Annotated in this window: 11 protein-coding genes and 1 pseudogene; 6 read left to right on the top strand and 6 right to left on the bottom strand. The window is 63.2% G+C overall.

The genetic code is table 11. From position 1 onward, the window contains the following. Positions 1 to 109: 109 nt before the first annotated feature. Positions 110 to 979 carry a LysR substrate-binding domain-containing protein gene (locus tag J3A71_RS18950; protein ID WP_023048826.1) on the bottom strand — a complete coding sequence of 290 codons (870 nt, stop codon included), beginning with the start codon at positions 977 to 979 and terminating at the stop codon, positions 110 to 112. Positions 980 to 1,223: 244 nt separating this feature from the next. On the opposite strand from J3A71_RS18950, the pseudogene J3A71_RS18945 reads away from it, so the two are divergent. The 5 genes and pseudogenes from J3A71_RS18945 to J3A71_RS18925 all read left to right on the top strand — a co-directional run. Next, a pseudogene (locus J3A71_RS18945) lies at positions 1,224 to 2,471 on the top strand (MFS transporter); the annotation flags it as partial. A gap of 84 nt (positions 2,472 to 2,555) precedes the next feature. Then, positions 2,556 to 3,947 carry an FAD-dependent oxidoreductase gene (locus tag J3A71_RS18940; protein WP_102668056.1) on the top strand — a complete coding sequence of 464 codons (1,392 nt, stop codon included), beginning with the start codon at positions 2,556 to 2,558 and terminating at the stop codon, positions 3,945 to 3,947. Between the two features lie 97 nt (positions 3,948 to 4,044). After that, positions 4,045 to 4,755, top strand: coding sequence for a YebC/PmpR family DNA-binding transcriptional regulator (locus tag J3A71_RS18935; RefSeq protein WP_016486024.1), 711 nt, complete (start codon positions 4,045 to 4,047; stop codon positions 4,753 to 4,755). Between the two features lie 142 nt (positions 4,756 to 4,897). Continuing rightward, complete coding sequence (locus J3A71_RS18930) at positions 4,898 to 5,842, top strand: LysR family transcriptional regulator (RefSeq protein WP_024717697.1); 945 nt, start codon at positions 4,898 to 4,900, stop codon at positions 5,840 to 5,842. A 201-nt stretch (positions 5,843 to 6,043) separates the two neighbouring features. After that, positions 6,044 to 7,456, top strand: a complete 1,413-nt coding sequence (locus J3A71_RS18925) for a DOPA decarboxylase (RefSeq protein ID WP_016486026.1) — start codon at positions 6,044 to 6,046, stop codon at positions 7,454 to 7,456. 240 nt (positions 7,457 to 7,696) lie between these two features. Here J3A71_RS18925 and J3A71_RS18920 read toward each other — a convergent pair whose 3' ends face one another. Both J3A71_RS18920 and J3A71_RS18915 read right to left on the bottom strand, forming a co-directional pair. Further along, positions 7,697 to 8,632, bottom strand: coding sequence for an IS110 family transposase (locus J3A71_RS18920; RefSeq protein WP_016489612.1), 936 nt, complete (start codon positions 8,630 to 8,632; stop codon positions 7,697 to 7,699). 258 nt (positions 8,633 to 8,890) lie between these two features. Beyond that, positions 8,891 to 10,264, bottom strand: coding sequence for an MFS transporter (locus J3A71_RS18915; RefSeq protein WP_016486027.1), 1,374 nt, complete (start codon positions 10,262 to 10,264; stop codon positions 8,891 to 8,893). 289 nt (positions 10,265 to 10,553) lie between these two features. On the opposite strand from J3A71_RS18915, the gene quiC reads away from it, so the two are divergent. Continuing rightward, positions 10,554 to 12,461: a 3-dehydroshikimate dehydratase QuiC gene (gene quiC, locus J3A71_RS18910; RefSeq protein WP_024717696.1), complete on the top strand. Its 1,908-nt coding sequence runs from the start codon at positions 10,554 to 10,556 to the stop codon at positions 12,459 to 12,461. Positions 12,462 to 12,520: 59 nt separating this feature from the next. On the opposite strand, the gene J3A71_RS18905 is transcribed toward quiC, so the two are convergent. The 3 genes from J3A71_RS18905 to J3A71_RS18895 all read right to left on the bottom strand — a co-directional run bounded on the left by J3A71_RS18905 (position 12,521) and on the right by J3A71_RS18895 (position 15,031). Continuing rightward, positions 12,521 to 13,189: a class I SAM-dependent methyltransferase gene (locus J3A71_RS18905; RefSeq protein WP_024717695.1), complete on the bottom strand. Its 669-nt coding sequence runs from the start codon at positions 13,187 to 13,189 to the stop codon at positions 12,521 to 12,523. Positions 13,190 to 13,478: 289 nt separating this feature from the next. Then, the gene (locus J3A71_RS18900; RefSeq protein WP_016486030.1) at positions 13,479 to 14,264 is read right to left on the bottom strand and encodes an ABC transporter ATP-binding protein; all 786 of its coding nucleotides are present in this window, start codon (positions 14,262 to 14,264) and stop codon (positions 13,479 to 13,481) included. Positions 14,265 to 14,275: 11 nt separating this feature from the next. Next, positions 14,276 to 15,031, bottom strand: coding sequence for an ABC transporter permease (locus J3A71_RS18895; RefSeq protein ID WP_016486031.1), 756 nt, complete (start codon positions 15,029 to 15,031; stop codon positions 14,276 to 14,278). Positions 15,032 to 15,036: the final 5 nt, after the last annotated feature.

The following is a 15,036-nucleotide window of genomic DNA, read 5'->3' as shown; positions in this document are numbered from 1 at the left end:
GCATAGTCGGGTGGCCTGCACTGGCCTCTTCGCAGCACAAGGCTGCTCCTACAGGTTATCGCATTCCTCTGTAGGAGCAGCCTTGCGCTGCGAAAGGGCCGGTACAGGCTTACAACCCTTCCTCAACCATCTGCAAAAAGGTCGCCACTACCCGGCGCGTACGCTGTTCGCTCAGGCACACCAGCGTCTCGGTCAAATGCCGCTGACAATCCACAATCGGTAACGCGCACACCCGCGCATCGGCGCCAAACTCGGCCGCCGAGACCACCCCCACGCCTATCCCCACCACCACCGCCTCACGCGCCGCTTCCCGGCCTTCCACCTGGATCGCCGGGCGAATCCGCAAACCCGCTCGTTGCATCTCTTCTTCCAGCGTCTGGCGCGTCACCGAGCCGGGCTCGCGCAGCACCAGGGGCGTGTCGTCGAGGTCGGCGAGGCTGATCGAGCCACGGCTGGACCACGGGTGGTTATGCGAAACAAACGCCACCATCGGGTCGCGGCGCAGTGGCAGGCAATGCAGGCGCTCATCATCGACATCCCGGCCGAGCAGGGCCAGGTCAGCCTGATAGCTGAACAAGCGGGCCAGCGACTCATCGGTGTTGCCGGTCTCGATTTTCACCTGGATGCCCGGGTAGCGCTGGCAGAAGCGGGCGATCTGCGGCAGCACGTGTACCGGCGCATCCACCGCCAGCACCAGGCTGCCGGTGTGCAGCGCACGCGAATCGTGCAGCAGCTCTTGAGCTTCGACCTCGCAGGCGAACAGGCGCTGGCTGATGCCCAGCAAGCGCTCGCCAAGATCAGTGAGCTGCACCGAACGCTTGTTGCGGTGGAACAGCAAGACGCCGAAGCGCTCCTCCAGTTTGCGCACCTGGTCCGACACCGCTGGCTGGGTAAGGAACAGCTTTTCTGCGGCGCGGGTAAAGCTGCCGTGCACGGCCACCGCATGGAAGGCCTTCAGTTGTGCGTGGGAAAGCGACATGACAGACCTCAGTAACAAGCTGGGCTTATGTGTGTAATACGATAAATCGATTTTATTTATCTTAGCGCAACTGTTTCCATGAATGTCAGCCCGATGCGGGTACCACGAGTACCGCCTGGGCCATGGCACCCACACGGCGCCATCTGACCCGATGACAGCCTCGTCATCGCTGTGCGTAACACAAGAACAAGACAGGCGTTTCTTCACATTCTGCCGGCACACTTGAGCAAGAGGTCAGACTTACATGAATCAATCCCTAGCCGCGTTGAAACGTTGGCGCATCCAGATTTTCGCCATCACCTGGCTGGCTTACGCCGCCTTCTACTTCACCCGTAAAGCCTTCTCGGTAGCCAAGCTGGGCATTGCCGAAGACCCAGGCTTCATGCTCGACAAGGCCGCCATGGCCAACCTCGACGCCATCTACCTGGCCGCCTACGCTGTGGGCCAGTTCACCTGGGGCATGCTCGCCGACCGCTTCGGCCCGCGTGTGGTGGTGCTTGGCGGGTTGCTGATTTCTGCAGTGGCGGCAGTGGTGATGGGCAGTTACGCCACCTTCCCGATCTTTGCCATCTGCATGCTGGTGCAGGGCCTGGCGCAGTCCACCGGCTGGGCCGGCTTGTGCAAGAACATCGGCAGCTTCTTCCCGGCTTCGCAGCGCGGGCGGGTATTGGGCCTGTGGAGTTCCTGCTATGCCTTCGGCGGCCTGGTGGCCTCACCGTTCGCGGGGTGGTGGGCTTATACCCTGGTGGGCACCTGGCACGCAGCGTTCTTCTCCAGTGCCGCAGTGGTGGCCCTGGTGGCCGTGCTGTTTTTCTTCCTGCAGCGCAACAAGCCTGAAGATGTCGGCCTGCCGGCCGTGGAGCCCGAGCCGCAGAGCATGGCCCCGGCGGACAACCTGTGCAGCGTGTGGGCACCGCTGAGGGAGATCCTGCGCAACCGCACGGTGCTGACCCTGGGGCTTGCGTACTTTCTGCTGAAGCCGGCGCGCTACGCCATCCTGTTGTGGGGGCCGGTGATTGTCTTCGAACAGATGCCATCGGTGGGCAAGGTGGGGGCGGCAATCATCCCGACCGCCTTCGAACTGGCGGGGTTGCTAGGCCCGATCATGATCGGCCTGGCCTCCGACAAACTGTTCGGCGCCCGGCGCATGCCGGCCTGCGTGATCAGCCTGGTGCTGCTGACCATGACCCTGGCGGCGTTCATGGCGGCCATGCATACCGGTAGCGTGATGCTGGTGGTGGCCTTGCTGTTCGTCATGGGCCTGACCCTGTACGGGCCGGACTCAATGATCAGTGGTGCTGCAGCCATCGACTTCGGCACCGCCAAGGCCGGCGCCACCGCCGCAGGTTTCGTCAACGGCTGTGGCTCGGTGGGGGCGGTGCTGGGCGGGCTGCTACCCGGTTACTTCGATGGCGTCACGGTGTTCATCGTGTTCGCTGGCTGCGCGCTGTTCTCGGCGCTGGTGCTGTTACCGCACTGGAACAGCCGCCCGGCCAGCAATGCACAAAGTACCGACGTAGCACCGAATACCAGCATGGCAATCAAGCCACTGCGTACCTGAAAGGAAAGCGAGCAAATGAGACCCTTCTGGCTGCAACAGGCCCTGGATTCCACGCAGGAGGCGGTGTGCCCGCCGCTGCAAGGCGATACCCGTTGCGATGTGTGCATTGTCGGTGGCGGTTATACCGGCCTGTGGACGGCACTGATGCTCAAGGAGGCCGTACCGGCCCTGGAGGTGGTGCTGATCGAAGCCGACATCTGCGGCGCCGGTGCCAGTGGCCGCAATGGTGGCTGCGCGTTGTCCTGGTCGGCCAAGTACTTCACCCTCGAACGCCTGTTCGGCGTGGCCGAGGCGGTGCGCCTGGTGCGCGAGTCGGAGCGCAGCATCGCCGGCATCGGCGAGTTTTGCGCGGCCAATGGCATCGACTGCGACTTTCGGCTGGACGGCACGTTGTACACTGCCACCAACCCGGCCCAGGTAGGCGCCACCGATGCGGTGATCGCCGCGCTGGAGCACAAGGGGATCAACTCGTTCCGCCGCCTGCCACTGGAGCAGGTGCAGCGCCTGGCGGGTTCGGCGCGGCACCTGGAGGGCTGGTTCTCGCCGGCCGCCGCCACGGTGCAGCCGGGCAAGCTGGTGCGCGGCTTGCGTCGGGTGGCCTTGCAACGCGGCGTGCGCATTCATGAAGGCACAGCCATGACTGGCCTGGAGCACGGTGCCCCGGTGCAGGTACGCACCGCTCATGGCACCGTGCGCGCCGACCGCGTGGTGCTGGGCCTCAATGCCTGGATGGCACGCGCCTTCCCGCAGTTCGAGCGCAGTGTGGCGATCGTTTCCAGCGACATGGTGATCACCGAGCCGTGCCCCGAACTGCTCGGCCAGAGTGGCCTGGACAGCGGAGTCAGCGTGCTCGACTCGCGTATTTTCGTGCATTACTACCACAACACCTCTGATGGTCGGCTGATGCTCGGCAAGGGCGGCAACACCTTCGCGTATGGCGGGCGCATGCTGCCGGTATTCGACCAGCCTTCGCCGTACCGGCCCTTGCTGCGCGAAACCCTTGGCGAGTTTTTCCCGGCCTTGGCCGAGGTGCCACTGGCGGCCAGCTGGAACGGGCCGTCGGACCGTTCGGTGACCGGCTTGCCGTTCTTTGGTCGCCTGGACGGTCAGGGCAACGTGTTCTACGGCTTTGGTTACTCCGGCAGCGGCGTTGGCCCGTGTCATATGGGCGGGCAGATTCTATCGTCGCTGGCGCTGGGGCTGGATAACCCGTGGACCCGTTCGCCGCTGGTCAAGGGGCCGCTGGGGCTGTTCCCGCCCGAACCGATCCGCTACCTGGGCTCGCTGATGGTGCGCAATGCCATCCGTCGCAAGGAGCGCGCCGAGGATCACGGCTTGCGGCCGCGTCGCCTGGATGTGCGCCTGGCGCGGTTTGCGGCGGCGGCGGGCAAAGCCGATAAAGGCTGATGAGATTTCTTGTCGATCCCATGCTCGAGGGCGTATAAAATGCCCCCACTTTTGGCCGGTCGCTTCCTGAACCGGCCGCTGAAACAAGAGAGTCGACATGGGCGCACAGTGGAAAGCCAAACATAGAGAAACAGCGGCCAATGCCAAAGGCAAGGTCATGGGCAAGCTGTCCAAGGAAATCCAGATCGCCGCCAAGTCGGGCGCCGATCCCGACATGAACCCACGCCTGCGCCTGGCCATCGTGCAAGCCAAGAAGGCTTCGATGACCCGTGAAACCCTGGAGCGGGCGATTCGCAAGGGCGCTGGTCTGGACGGTGATGCCGTGCAGTACTCGGCAGTAACCTACGAAGGGTTCGCGCCGCACCAGGTGCCGTTGATCGTCGAGTGCCTGACCGACAACGTCAACCGCACCGTCGCGCAAATCCGTGTGCTGTTCCGCAAGGGCCAGCTGGGTGCCAGCGGCTCGGTGGCCTGGGACTTCAACCACGTCGGCCTGATCGAAGCCACCCCGGAAGGTGACGCCGACCCGGAAATGGCGGCCATCGAAGCCGGCGCTCAGGACTTCGAAGAAGGTGAAGAAGAGGGCTCGACCCTGTTCATTACCGACACCACTGACCTGGATGCCGTGCAGAAGGCCCTGCCGGAGCACGGCTTCACCGTGACCGCGGCGAAAATCGGCTATACCCCGAAGAACCCGGTGAGCGCAGCCAGCCTGAGTGCTGAAGCACTGGCTGAGGTTGAAGCGTTCCTCGAAGCGATCGACGAGAACGATGACGTGCAGAACGTCTACGTCGGCCTCACTGACTAATGTGTGTATCCGGGGCCGCTTTGCGGCCCTTCGCGGGCTTGCCCGCTCCCACAGGTTCACCGCAGCTTCCGGCACAGCAGTGAACCTGTGGGAGCGGGCGAGCCCGCGAATAGGCCCTTGAATGCCACCGCAGGCAGCCTGCATGAACCCCACCTTCGCCTCCCTCAGCCTCGCCCACCTGCGCACCCTCGACCATTTGCTGCAGTTGAAAAACCTCAGCCACGCCGCCGAGCGCCTGGGCGTCAGCCAGTCGGCCCTCAGCCGCCAGTTGGCCCACCTGCGCGAAGCCTTCGACGACCCGTTGCTGGTTCGCCAAGGCCGCGGCTACGTACTCAGCGAATACGCCGAAGCCCTGGTTGAACCGCTACGCCAGGTCCTCGAAGAACTGCACGCCCTGCGCCAGCCCGCCGTATTCGATCCAGCGCGCTGTGAGCGCCGTTTCTGCCTGGCCGCTTCGGACTACGTGGCCGAGCACATGCTGCCGTTACTGGTGGCCGCGCTGGAACACGAAGCGCCCGGCGTATCGCTGGAGTACCGTACCTGGCAGGCCGGCCAGTATGCGTTGCTGGCCAGCGGCGAAATCGACCTGGCAACCACCTTGTTCGACGAGTCGCCACCCAACCTGCACGGGCGCTTGCTGGGTGAGGACCGCGCGGTGTGCCTGATGCGCCACGATCACCCGCTGGCCGCCCACACCTCGCTCAGCCAGGCCGATTACCTGGCGCACAAGCATGTGCGGATTTCTGGCGGTGGCGACAAGGACAGTTTCATCGACCGTCACCTTCGCGCCCAAGGCCTGCAGCGGCGTGTCAGCCTGGAAGTGCCGTTTTTTTCCGCCACCGTAAAGGTCGTTGCCAACAGCCAGGCCGTGGCCACCGTGCCCGAGCACATCGCCCGGCAACTGTGCCGCTTGCATGACCTGGCCTGGCGGCCGTTGGGCTTTATCGAGCATAGCCAGCGCTACTGGGTGGTGTGGCACCAGCGGCTGCAGGCTTCGGCCGAGCATCGCTGGTTGCGCAACCGGGTGTTCGAGCTGTGGCGTCAGTCGCAGTTTGGCGTGCAGGGCGGGCATGCGGGTTTGCCATAGCAGGTATGCGCAAGGCGGGGTTATTCGCCGGGGGATAGGTGCCTAGACTGGGGGCATAGTGTTGCCTGTTCCGGCCTCTTCGCGGGTAAACCCGCTCCCACAAGTACTGCACCGTTCTCGAACTTGGTGCAGTACCTGTGGGAGCGGGTTTACCCGCGAAGAGGCCAGTACAGGCAGTGGATTACCCACAGGAGAGCCCACGTGACCCCCGAACAATTCCGCCAGTACGGCCACCAACTGATCGACCTGATCGCCGATTACCGCCAGACCGTTGGCGAGCGCCCGGTCATGGCCCAGGTCGAGCCCGGCTACCTAAAGGCCGCCTTGCCCGACACCGCTCCCCGGCAAGGTGAACCCTTCGAAGCCATCCTCGACGACGTCAACCGGTTGGTCATGCCCGGCCTGTCCCATTGGCAGCATCCGGACTTCTACGGCTACTTCCCCTCCAACGGTACTCTGTCCTCGGTACTCGGCGACTTCCTCAGCACCGGCCTGGGTGTGCTAGGCCTGTCGTGGCAGTCCAGCCCCGCACTCAGCGAACTGGAGGAAACCACCCTCGACTGGCTGCGCCAGTTACTCGGCCTGTCGGGCCAATGGAGCGGGGTGATCCAGGACACCGCCTCTACCAGCACCCTGGTGGCGCTGATCAGCGCCCGCGAGCGCGCCAGCGACTACGCACTGGTGCGCGGTGGGCTGCAAGCCCAGGCCAAACCCCTGATCGTCTACGTCAGCGCCCACGCTCACAGCTCGGTGGACAAGGCCGCGTTGCTGGCGGGTTTTGGTCGCGACAATATTCGCCTGATCCCCACCGACGAACGCTACGCCCTGCGCCCGCAGGCGCTGCAGGCAGCCATTGAGCAAGACCTGGCAGCGGGTAACCAGCCATGCGCCGTAGTGGCTACTACCGGTACCACCACCACCACTGCGCTGGACCCGTTGCGGCCGATTGGCGAGATCGCCCAGGCCCATGGCCTGTGGCTGCATGTGGATTCGGCCATGGCCGGTTCGGCGATGATCCTGCCCGAATGCCGCTGGATGTGGGACGGCATCGAGCTGGCCGATTCGGTAGTGGTCAATGCGCACAAGTGGCTGGGTGTGGCCTTTGACTGCTCGATCTACTACGTGCGTGATCCGCAGCACCTGATCCGGGTGATGAGCACCAACCCCAGCTACCTGCAATCGGCGGTGGATGGCGAGGTGAAAAACCTGCGTGACTGGGGCATCCCGCTGGGCCGCCGGTTCCGCGCGTTGAAGCTGTGGTTCATGTTGCGCAGCGAGGGTGTTGAAGCGTTGCAGGCGCGGTTGCGGCGTGACCTGGACAATGCCCGGTGGCTGGCGGAACAGGTTGGGGCTGCGGCGCACTGGGAAGTGCTGGCACCGGTGCAATTGCAGACCTTGTGCATTCGCCATCGGCCGGCGGGGCTGGAAGGGGAGGCGCTGGATGCGCATACCAAGGGGTGGGCCGAGCGGTTGAATGCCTCCGGGGATGCGTATGTGACGCCGGCGACGCTGGACGGACGATGGATGGTGCGGGTGTCGGTGGGGGCGCTGCCGACTGAGCGGGAGCATGTCGAGACGCTTTGGAAGCGACTGCAAGAAGTGGTTGAAGGCTGAGATTGCCGGGGCCGCGTTGCGGCGCATTCGCGGCACAAGGCCGCTCCCACAGGTATGGCGCATGGCTTGAAGGCGATGCGGTCAATGTGGGAGCAACTGTCTTGCTCAACTTCTAAAAGCTGGCGCGATCCCTGTGGGAGCGGGCTTGCCCCGCGAACACGGGCGAAGCCCGTGCCATCCACACGGTGTCTTCTTCGCGGGTAAACCTGCTCCCACCCTGATTTGAGCTGCGCTATGTTTTCATGGCTGCGGTAAGTCATCCCGCCACGGCGTGCCCGATCTGAGCATCGCGTTGAGGCGCACGATGAAGATTCTCATGCAGGCCACAATCGCAACCTTGGCAAGTTTCCCCCGCCCACGCAGCGCTTCATATCGGGCTTTGAGCGTTGGATTATGTTTCACCGCCACCAGGCACGCCATGTACAGCGCACGCCTGACCTCAAATCGGCCTCCTGAAATAAAGCGCTTGCCCACGGACTTTCCGCTGTCGTGATTGAAGGGGGCCACGCCGACCAAAGAGGCTATTTCCCTGGACTCCACATGCCCCAGTTCCGGCAAGAGCGCTACCAGCTTGGTCGCGGTTACCATCCCGATGCCTTTGACTTCGTCCAATTTGGCAATCCGTTCATCGTTGAGCACTGTGGCCTGCTGCTTGATCGCTTGCTCCACCAACTTTATCTGCGAGGCAAAGTGCTGGAGATTGGTGTTCAGGAAAATGGCGACCATCGCTGACTGAGCCTGCTTCAGGCGCCGCCGGTCGTCATCTCGCTGTTGGACTAGGCGATCACGCTGCTGAAGGAGTTCCCGTAACAGGGCCCTTTCAGGGCTTGTCTTCAGGGTTGGCTTATCTGGAATGACCTCAGCGAAATGGGCCAGCACTGCGGCGTCGATGGCATCGGTCTTGGCCTTGATACCCAAGGAATCCGCGAATGATCTGGCTCGTGTGGGGTTTACGCGTATGACCTTGTAGCTGGCGTCTTGGAGAAAGCGCATGACATCACGCTCGTAGCCGCCTGTAGCTTCCAGCAAGACGCGCTTGATGCTGAGCCCTCGAAGGCTCTTCACCAGTTCCTCAAAGCCCGCTGGATCATTGCGCACGCTGATCTTGATGCCCTGGGGCCGCACCAGTGCATCAAGGGAAAGACTGGATACATCGATACCCAAGAAGGAAGCCATCACCAAAACCTCCTAGACTTAACAGTGTGAGAGAGCTTTGGCTTGGCCCACGCTTGTGGTTCGAGATTAGGCCCTCATCCAACTGTTCGGGCTCTCGCCAAAGTGGAACGGTGAATGGCAGCTTGTGCTCCCACACGTGCTCAAGGCACCTTCGGCATTCAGCTTGCCATTCACCGCTCTCACTCCAAATTCTAATCCCCTCTCAAGACACAAGCGGCCTTGTGCCGCGAATGGGGCGCGAAGCGCCCCGGCGGTCTATCAGTGGCTCACCGCCTGAAAGCTACCCTTGCGGCTCGCCTCATACGCTGCCTTTTCCATCGGCTTGGCGTTCGGGTTACCCAGGTCTTCCATCGCCAGGCGGTGGGTTTCCGGGGCAATGTAAGCGGCCAGGGCGCACACGCAGGTGATGAAGAACGCCAGGCTACCGACCACCAGCGGGATGTTGTCCGAGCCAGGCGGTGCAACCAGGGCGAACAGCGCGGGCAGCATAGCGGTCAGCATGGTGCCGATGTTTTGCGCGATGGCCATGGCCGAAACGCGGTAGCGGGTGTGGAACAGCTCTGGGTAGAAGCTTGGGAACACCGCGTTGTAACCCTGATACACCATGCCCCACATCACGATCGAGGCGGCGAATGCCATTGGCACGTTCTGGATGCTGATCGCATACAGGTAAACGAAGGCCAGCAGACCAGAGCCCAGGCAGCCGGCGATCATGGTCGGGCGACGGCCGATCTTGTCCGACAGGTTGCCGATAAACGGAATCACCAGTACCGCGACGATGTTGCCGACCACCGGGATCCACAGGTACACGCTCTTGTCGAAGCCGATGCCATAGGCCGGCTGCACCGCGTAGGCTGCGCCGAAGATGGTGGCCACCACCGGAATCACGTTCATCAAGGCCATGAACATCACCAGCACCATGTGCTTCCAGCTGTGACGGAAGGCTTCGCTGATGGGCGACTTGGCAACCTTTTCCTGCTTCTCTTCCTTCACGAATGCCGGGGTTTCATGCACTTCCTTGCGGATGATGAAGCCTGCGATCAGCACGATGGCGCTCATCAGGAACGGAATGCGCCAGCCCCATTCGGTAAAGGCTTCGCTAGGCATGAAGTAAGCCAGTGGCAGGAACACTGCCGCCGCCAGCACCTGGCCGGCCTGTACGCCTTGCAGGGTGAAACTGGCGTAGTAGCCTCTTCGACCGAACGGCGCATGCTCCATGATCATGGAACTGGCCCCGGAGATTTCCCCGGCCACGGCAAAGCCCTGGATCAGGCGCAGCACCACCAGCAAGGCTGGCGCGAGGTAACCGATGTCGTGGTAGGTGGGCAGCAGGCCTACCGCCATGGTCGACAAGCCCATCAGGAACATGCACAGCAGCAGTACGTTCTTGCGCCCGCGGGTGTCACCCCAGTGGCCCAGCACGAAGGCACCGACCGGACGCGCCAGATAGCCCACACCGTAGGTGGCCAGCGAGGCGATGATGGCCATTTTCGGGTCGGTATTGGGGAAGAAGATCTGTGGGAAGATCAGTGCAGCGGCCTGGGCGTAGATGAAGAAGTCGTAGTACTCGAGTGCCGAGCCTATCCATCCACTGGCGGTCGCTTTTTTGGCTTGCGAGCTGGAGTGAGCCATCGTTGTCTCCGTTGTTATTGTTGTTTGCGCAGGTTCCGCCGTTGGTTAGCCAGGGCAGGAGGCAGTGGTCGGTATGCCTGCGTCTGTGGTCCATGTTGACCACGGGCCAGCGGTCTAGCAATTCGTTAAAACGGGTTTTGTGCGATAATCGAACGCAAAACTAACCATTCCGTACAAAGGGATTGAAGCGACGACTTTACCTGCGAATAATTGATCGTGCCATAAACTGTGACAGTGGTTTTTTTACCCGACTGGCACCGTCATTTTCTAACAACAAGGAACTCCCGCCATGCAGCGTTCGATCGCTACCGTGTCCTTGAGCGGCACCCTGCCGGAAAAGCTCGAAGCCATCGCCGCCGCCGGTTTTGACGGCGTCGAGATCTTCGAAAACGACTTGCTCTATTACGCTGGCAGCCCGCGCCAGGTGCGCCAGATGTGCGCCGATCTGGGCATCGCCATCACCCTGTTCCAGCCGTTCCGCGACTTTGAAGGCTGCCGTCGCGACCGCCTGCAAAAAAACCTCGACCGCGCCGAGCGCAAGTTCGACCTGATGCAAGAGCTGGGTACCGACCTGGTGCTGGTGTGCAGCAACGTTCAGGCCGATGCCCTGGGTGACGAACAGCTGCTGGTCGACGACCTGCGCCTTTTAGCCGAGCATGCCGGCAAACGTGGCCTGCGCATTGGCTATGAAGCCCTGGCCTGGGGCCGCCACGTCAACACTTACCAGCAAGTCTGGAACCTGGTACGCCAGGCGGACCACCCGGCCCTCGGGGTGATCCTCGACAGCTTCCACACCTTGTCGCTCAAGGGCGACCCGAGCGCGATCCGCGACATCCCAGGCGACAAGATCTTCTTCGTGCAAATGGCCGACGCGCCGATCCTGGCCATGGATGTGCTGGAATGGAGCCGTCACTTCCGCTGCTTCCCGGGGCAGGGCGAAATGGACATGGCCGGTTTCCTGGCGCCGATTCTTGCCACTGGCTACCGCGGCCCGCTGTCGCTGGAAATCTTCAACGATGGCTTCCGCGCCGCGCCCACCCGGCAGAATGCCGCCGATGGTCTGCGGTCGCTGTTGTACCTCGAAGAACAGACCCGCTTGCGCCTGGAGCAGGAAAACACGTCGATCGAACCTGGCGTGCTGTTCACTCCACCAGCGGCCAGTACCTATGACGGCGTGGAGTTCCTTGAGTTTGCAGTCGACGAAGCCGTTGGGGCGCGCCTGGGCAGCTGGCTCAAGCGCCTGGGTTTTGCCGAAGCCGGCAAGCACCGTAGCAAGGAAGTGCAACTGCTGCGCCAGGGCGATATCAACATTGTCCTGAACGCCGAACCGTACTCCTTCGGCCACAACTTCTTCGAGGCCCATGGCCCGTCGCTGTGCGCCACCGCGCTGCGGGTCAACGACCAGCAAGCCGCCCTGAAGCGTGCCACGGCCTTCCGCGGGCAGCCGTTCCGCGGCCTGGTCGGCCCCAACGAGTGCGAAGTGCCGGCGGTGCGTGCGCCGGATGGCAGCCTGCTGTACCTGGTAGAGCAGGGCACCGCTGGCCACACCCTGTACGACACCGATTTCAGCCTGGACAAGGATGCAGCGGCCACTGGCGGCCTGCGCCGCATCGACCATATGGCCCTGGCCCTGCCAGCCGAATCGCTGGACAGCTGGGTGCTGTTCTACAAGAGCCTGTTCGGCTTCGCCGCCGACGACGAAGTGGTGCTGCCCGACCCGTATGGCCTGGTCAAGAGCCGCGCCCTGCGCAGCCAGTGCGGCACTTTGCGCCTACCGCTGAACATCTCGGAAAACCGCAATACCGCCATCGCTCATGCATTGTCCAGCTACCGTGGCTCGGGGGTTCATCACATCGCCTTCGATTGTGCAGATATCTTCCGTGAAGTGGCGCGTGCCAAGCTGGCAGGTGTACCGCTGCTGGAAATCCCGCTGAACTACTACGACGACCTGGCGGCGCGCTTCGATTTTGATGACGAGTTCCTCAGCGAACTGGCGTACTACAACGTGTTGTACGACCGCGATGCTCAGGGCGGCGAGCTGTTCCACGTGTACACCGAGCCGTTCGAGGACCGTTTCTTCTTCGAGATCATTCAGCGCAAGGGCGGCTATGCCGGTTACGGTGCGGCCAACGTCCCGGTGCGCCTGGCGGCCATGGCCAAGGCCCGCAGCGGCGCGGCGCGCAAGCCGGTCCTCTGACCCCGACGCGGTCGGTGCAGGAGTGGCGCAAGGCTGCTCCTGCACCGAGCGTGTATGCCTCAGGGGCGCTCAGCCACCATCAACAGCGACTGCGGCACCGCACTTTGCGGGTGCTGTGGTTCCTGCAAACTGACCAGCCGCAAGCCGGCCATGTCCAGTGCATTCAGCCAGCTGGCCAAAGTCCGGAAGTACCACGGCATCGGTTGCCAGTCCCCGGCAAAGCCGGCAAAAGACTCCTCTCGCCAGCCATCCTGATAGTCACCGCCCGCCACGCTCCAGGGGTGCAGGGTCTGGATCACCAGCGCCCCTCCTTGCACAAGCAACTCATTCATCGCCGCCAACAGCGGGATGATGTCCTGGTGCAACAGCGCAAAGTTGGCACAGACCAGGTCATAGCCCTTGCCCACATAAACCTGCGTATCGGCAAGCTGCGCATAGCTGGCCAGGTGCACTTCGGCCGAGCCCGCAGCGCGCGCGGCCTCTACCAGTGCCCGGTCGCCATCGACGCCCACGCTTTCGATACCGCGGTCGTCCAGTGCACGCAGCAGCCAGCCCTCACCACAGCCCAGGTCCAGCACCCGTCCGGGCTGGCGGCCAAGGATGGTCAGCAAAATGGCCTGGTCGGTAACTTGCCGACGGCTCTCGATGGCGCCACTGCGCACGGCGTCGATCCAGGCCCGGGCGTTGTGTTGCCAACTGTCGAGCAGGGTGCTTTCAGGGTCATGCATGGTGGTGCCCCTGTGGGTGAATTTGCGTGTATCCACTGATGGGCAGGCATCGCTGATGAAGACGATCTGGTTGTCCCTGTCGACCACGAACACGGTGTCCAGCCTCAGGTGGATGAGCCTGGGGTACAAGGCTTGAAGGTCTACGCGCATGGGCAGGACGTCCGAGGCATAGGGCCCGATCATAGCCTGAACTTCAAGGACGCAGCTATTGCTTGAGGATACGCTGGTCGACGTGTTTGGTGCGTGTGCGAAGCTCCTTGTTGAGGTCCAGGCACAGTACCGTTCGCGCTCAATGCCCCACCAGCTCGCCCAGTAACCGCTGCTTGTACCCCTGCAACACCTGGCTGTCCCGCTGGCGCGGGTGCGGCAGGTCGATACGCAAATCCTCGCGAATGCGCCCCGGGTGCGCATCCATGACGAGCACCCGGTCACCCAGGTACAGTGCTTCCTCGATGTCATGGGTCACCATGATGACCGTGCAGCGTTCCTGCACCCAGATGCGCTGCAGCTCCTGCTGCAACCGTACCCGGGTCAAGGCATCCAGTGCGCCGAGCGGTTCGTCCAGCAACAGCACCTTGGGCTTGTTCACCAACGCCCGGGCAATTGCCGCGCGCTGGGCCATGCCCCCGGACAGCTGGTGCGGGTAGGCCTGCTCGTAACCACTCAGCCCCACCAGTTCGATGTGCTCGGCTACCAGGCGGTTTTTCTCCTCTGCGGGGAGCGCATGGTTTTTCAAGGCCAGGGCAATGTTCTGCTGCAGGGTCATCCACGGGAACAGGCGGTGGTCCTGGAACACGATACCGCGCTCCAGGCCCGGCCCGCGCACGGGTTGCCGGTCTAGCAGGATCTGCCCTTGGTAGTCCTGGTCGAGGCCGACGATCAGCCGCAGCAGGGTTGATTTGCCACAGCCGCTGGCGCCGACAATGCTGACGAATTCGCCAGGACGGATGTCCAGGTCGATGCCTTCGAGCACCGGTACATGCTTGCCTTTGAGCGGGTACGCCTTGTTCAGGCCGCGAATGGTCAGCGCGCCAGTGCTGGCGGTGGTGGGTAAAGCGTGAGCGATGGCGTTCATGGTCGGGCCTTTCAATGGTTGGTGCGCCAGCGCAGCAGGCGGCGGGTGAGCAGGGTGCACAGCCAGGACATCAGGTAGCCACTCAGGCCGATGCACAGCACACAGACCACAATGATCTCCATGCGCGCCGCAGCTTCGGCGTTCATCATCAGGCTGCCCAGGCCGGCCCCGGCAGACAGGAACAGCTCGCTGCCCACTGAGGTAACCCAGGCGAAGGCCAAGGCTTGCAGCACCCCGGCGGCAATGCCTGGCAGTGCGGCGGGCAACAGGATCAGCCAAAGCTGCTGCCAGCGGCCGAGCATCAGCACCCGTGCCGCTTCGCGGTGCTGGCCTGCAACCTGGCGCAGGCTCTCGAAGGTGTTGAGCACCATCGGGTACAACGCTGCCAGGCTTACGATGAGCAGCTTGGCGCCTTCGCCGTTACCCAGCCACAAGGCGATCAGCGGGATCCAGCCCAACATCGGCACCTGGCGCAAGGCATGGAACAGCGGCGCGATCAGGCGGTTGGCGGGTGTGGACAGGGCCATCAACGCACCCAGCCCGACACCGCCGACCATGCCGATGGCCAGGCCGCTGCAGGTGCGCAACAGGCTGGCCCACAGGTTGACCAGCAATTCGCCGCTGCCCAGCAGTTCGGCCAGTGCCGTACCCACCTGCGCCAGTGGCACGAACGCATAGGCCCCGGCCGCCCCTTGGCGCGAGGCGTACTCCCAGGCGCCGAGCAGCAACAGTGGCAGTACCAGGCCACGCAAATCAGCTCGTTTCATCACAG

The organism is Pseudomonas sp. PvP089, from assembly GCF_017875165.1.
Lineage (GTDB): Bacteria > Pseudomonadota > Gammaproteobacteria > Pseudomonadales > Pseudomonadaceae > Aquipseudomonas > Aquipseudomonas fortuita.
Note: the sequence above shows the minus strand (reverse complement) of the source record. Positions and strands in the feature narration are given on the sequence as shown.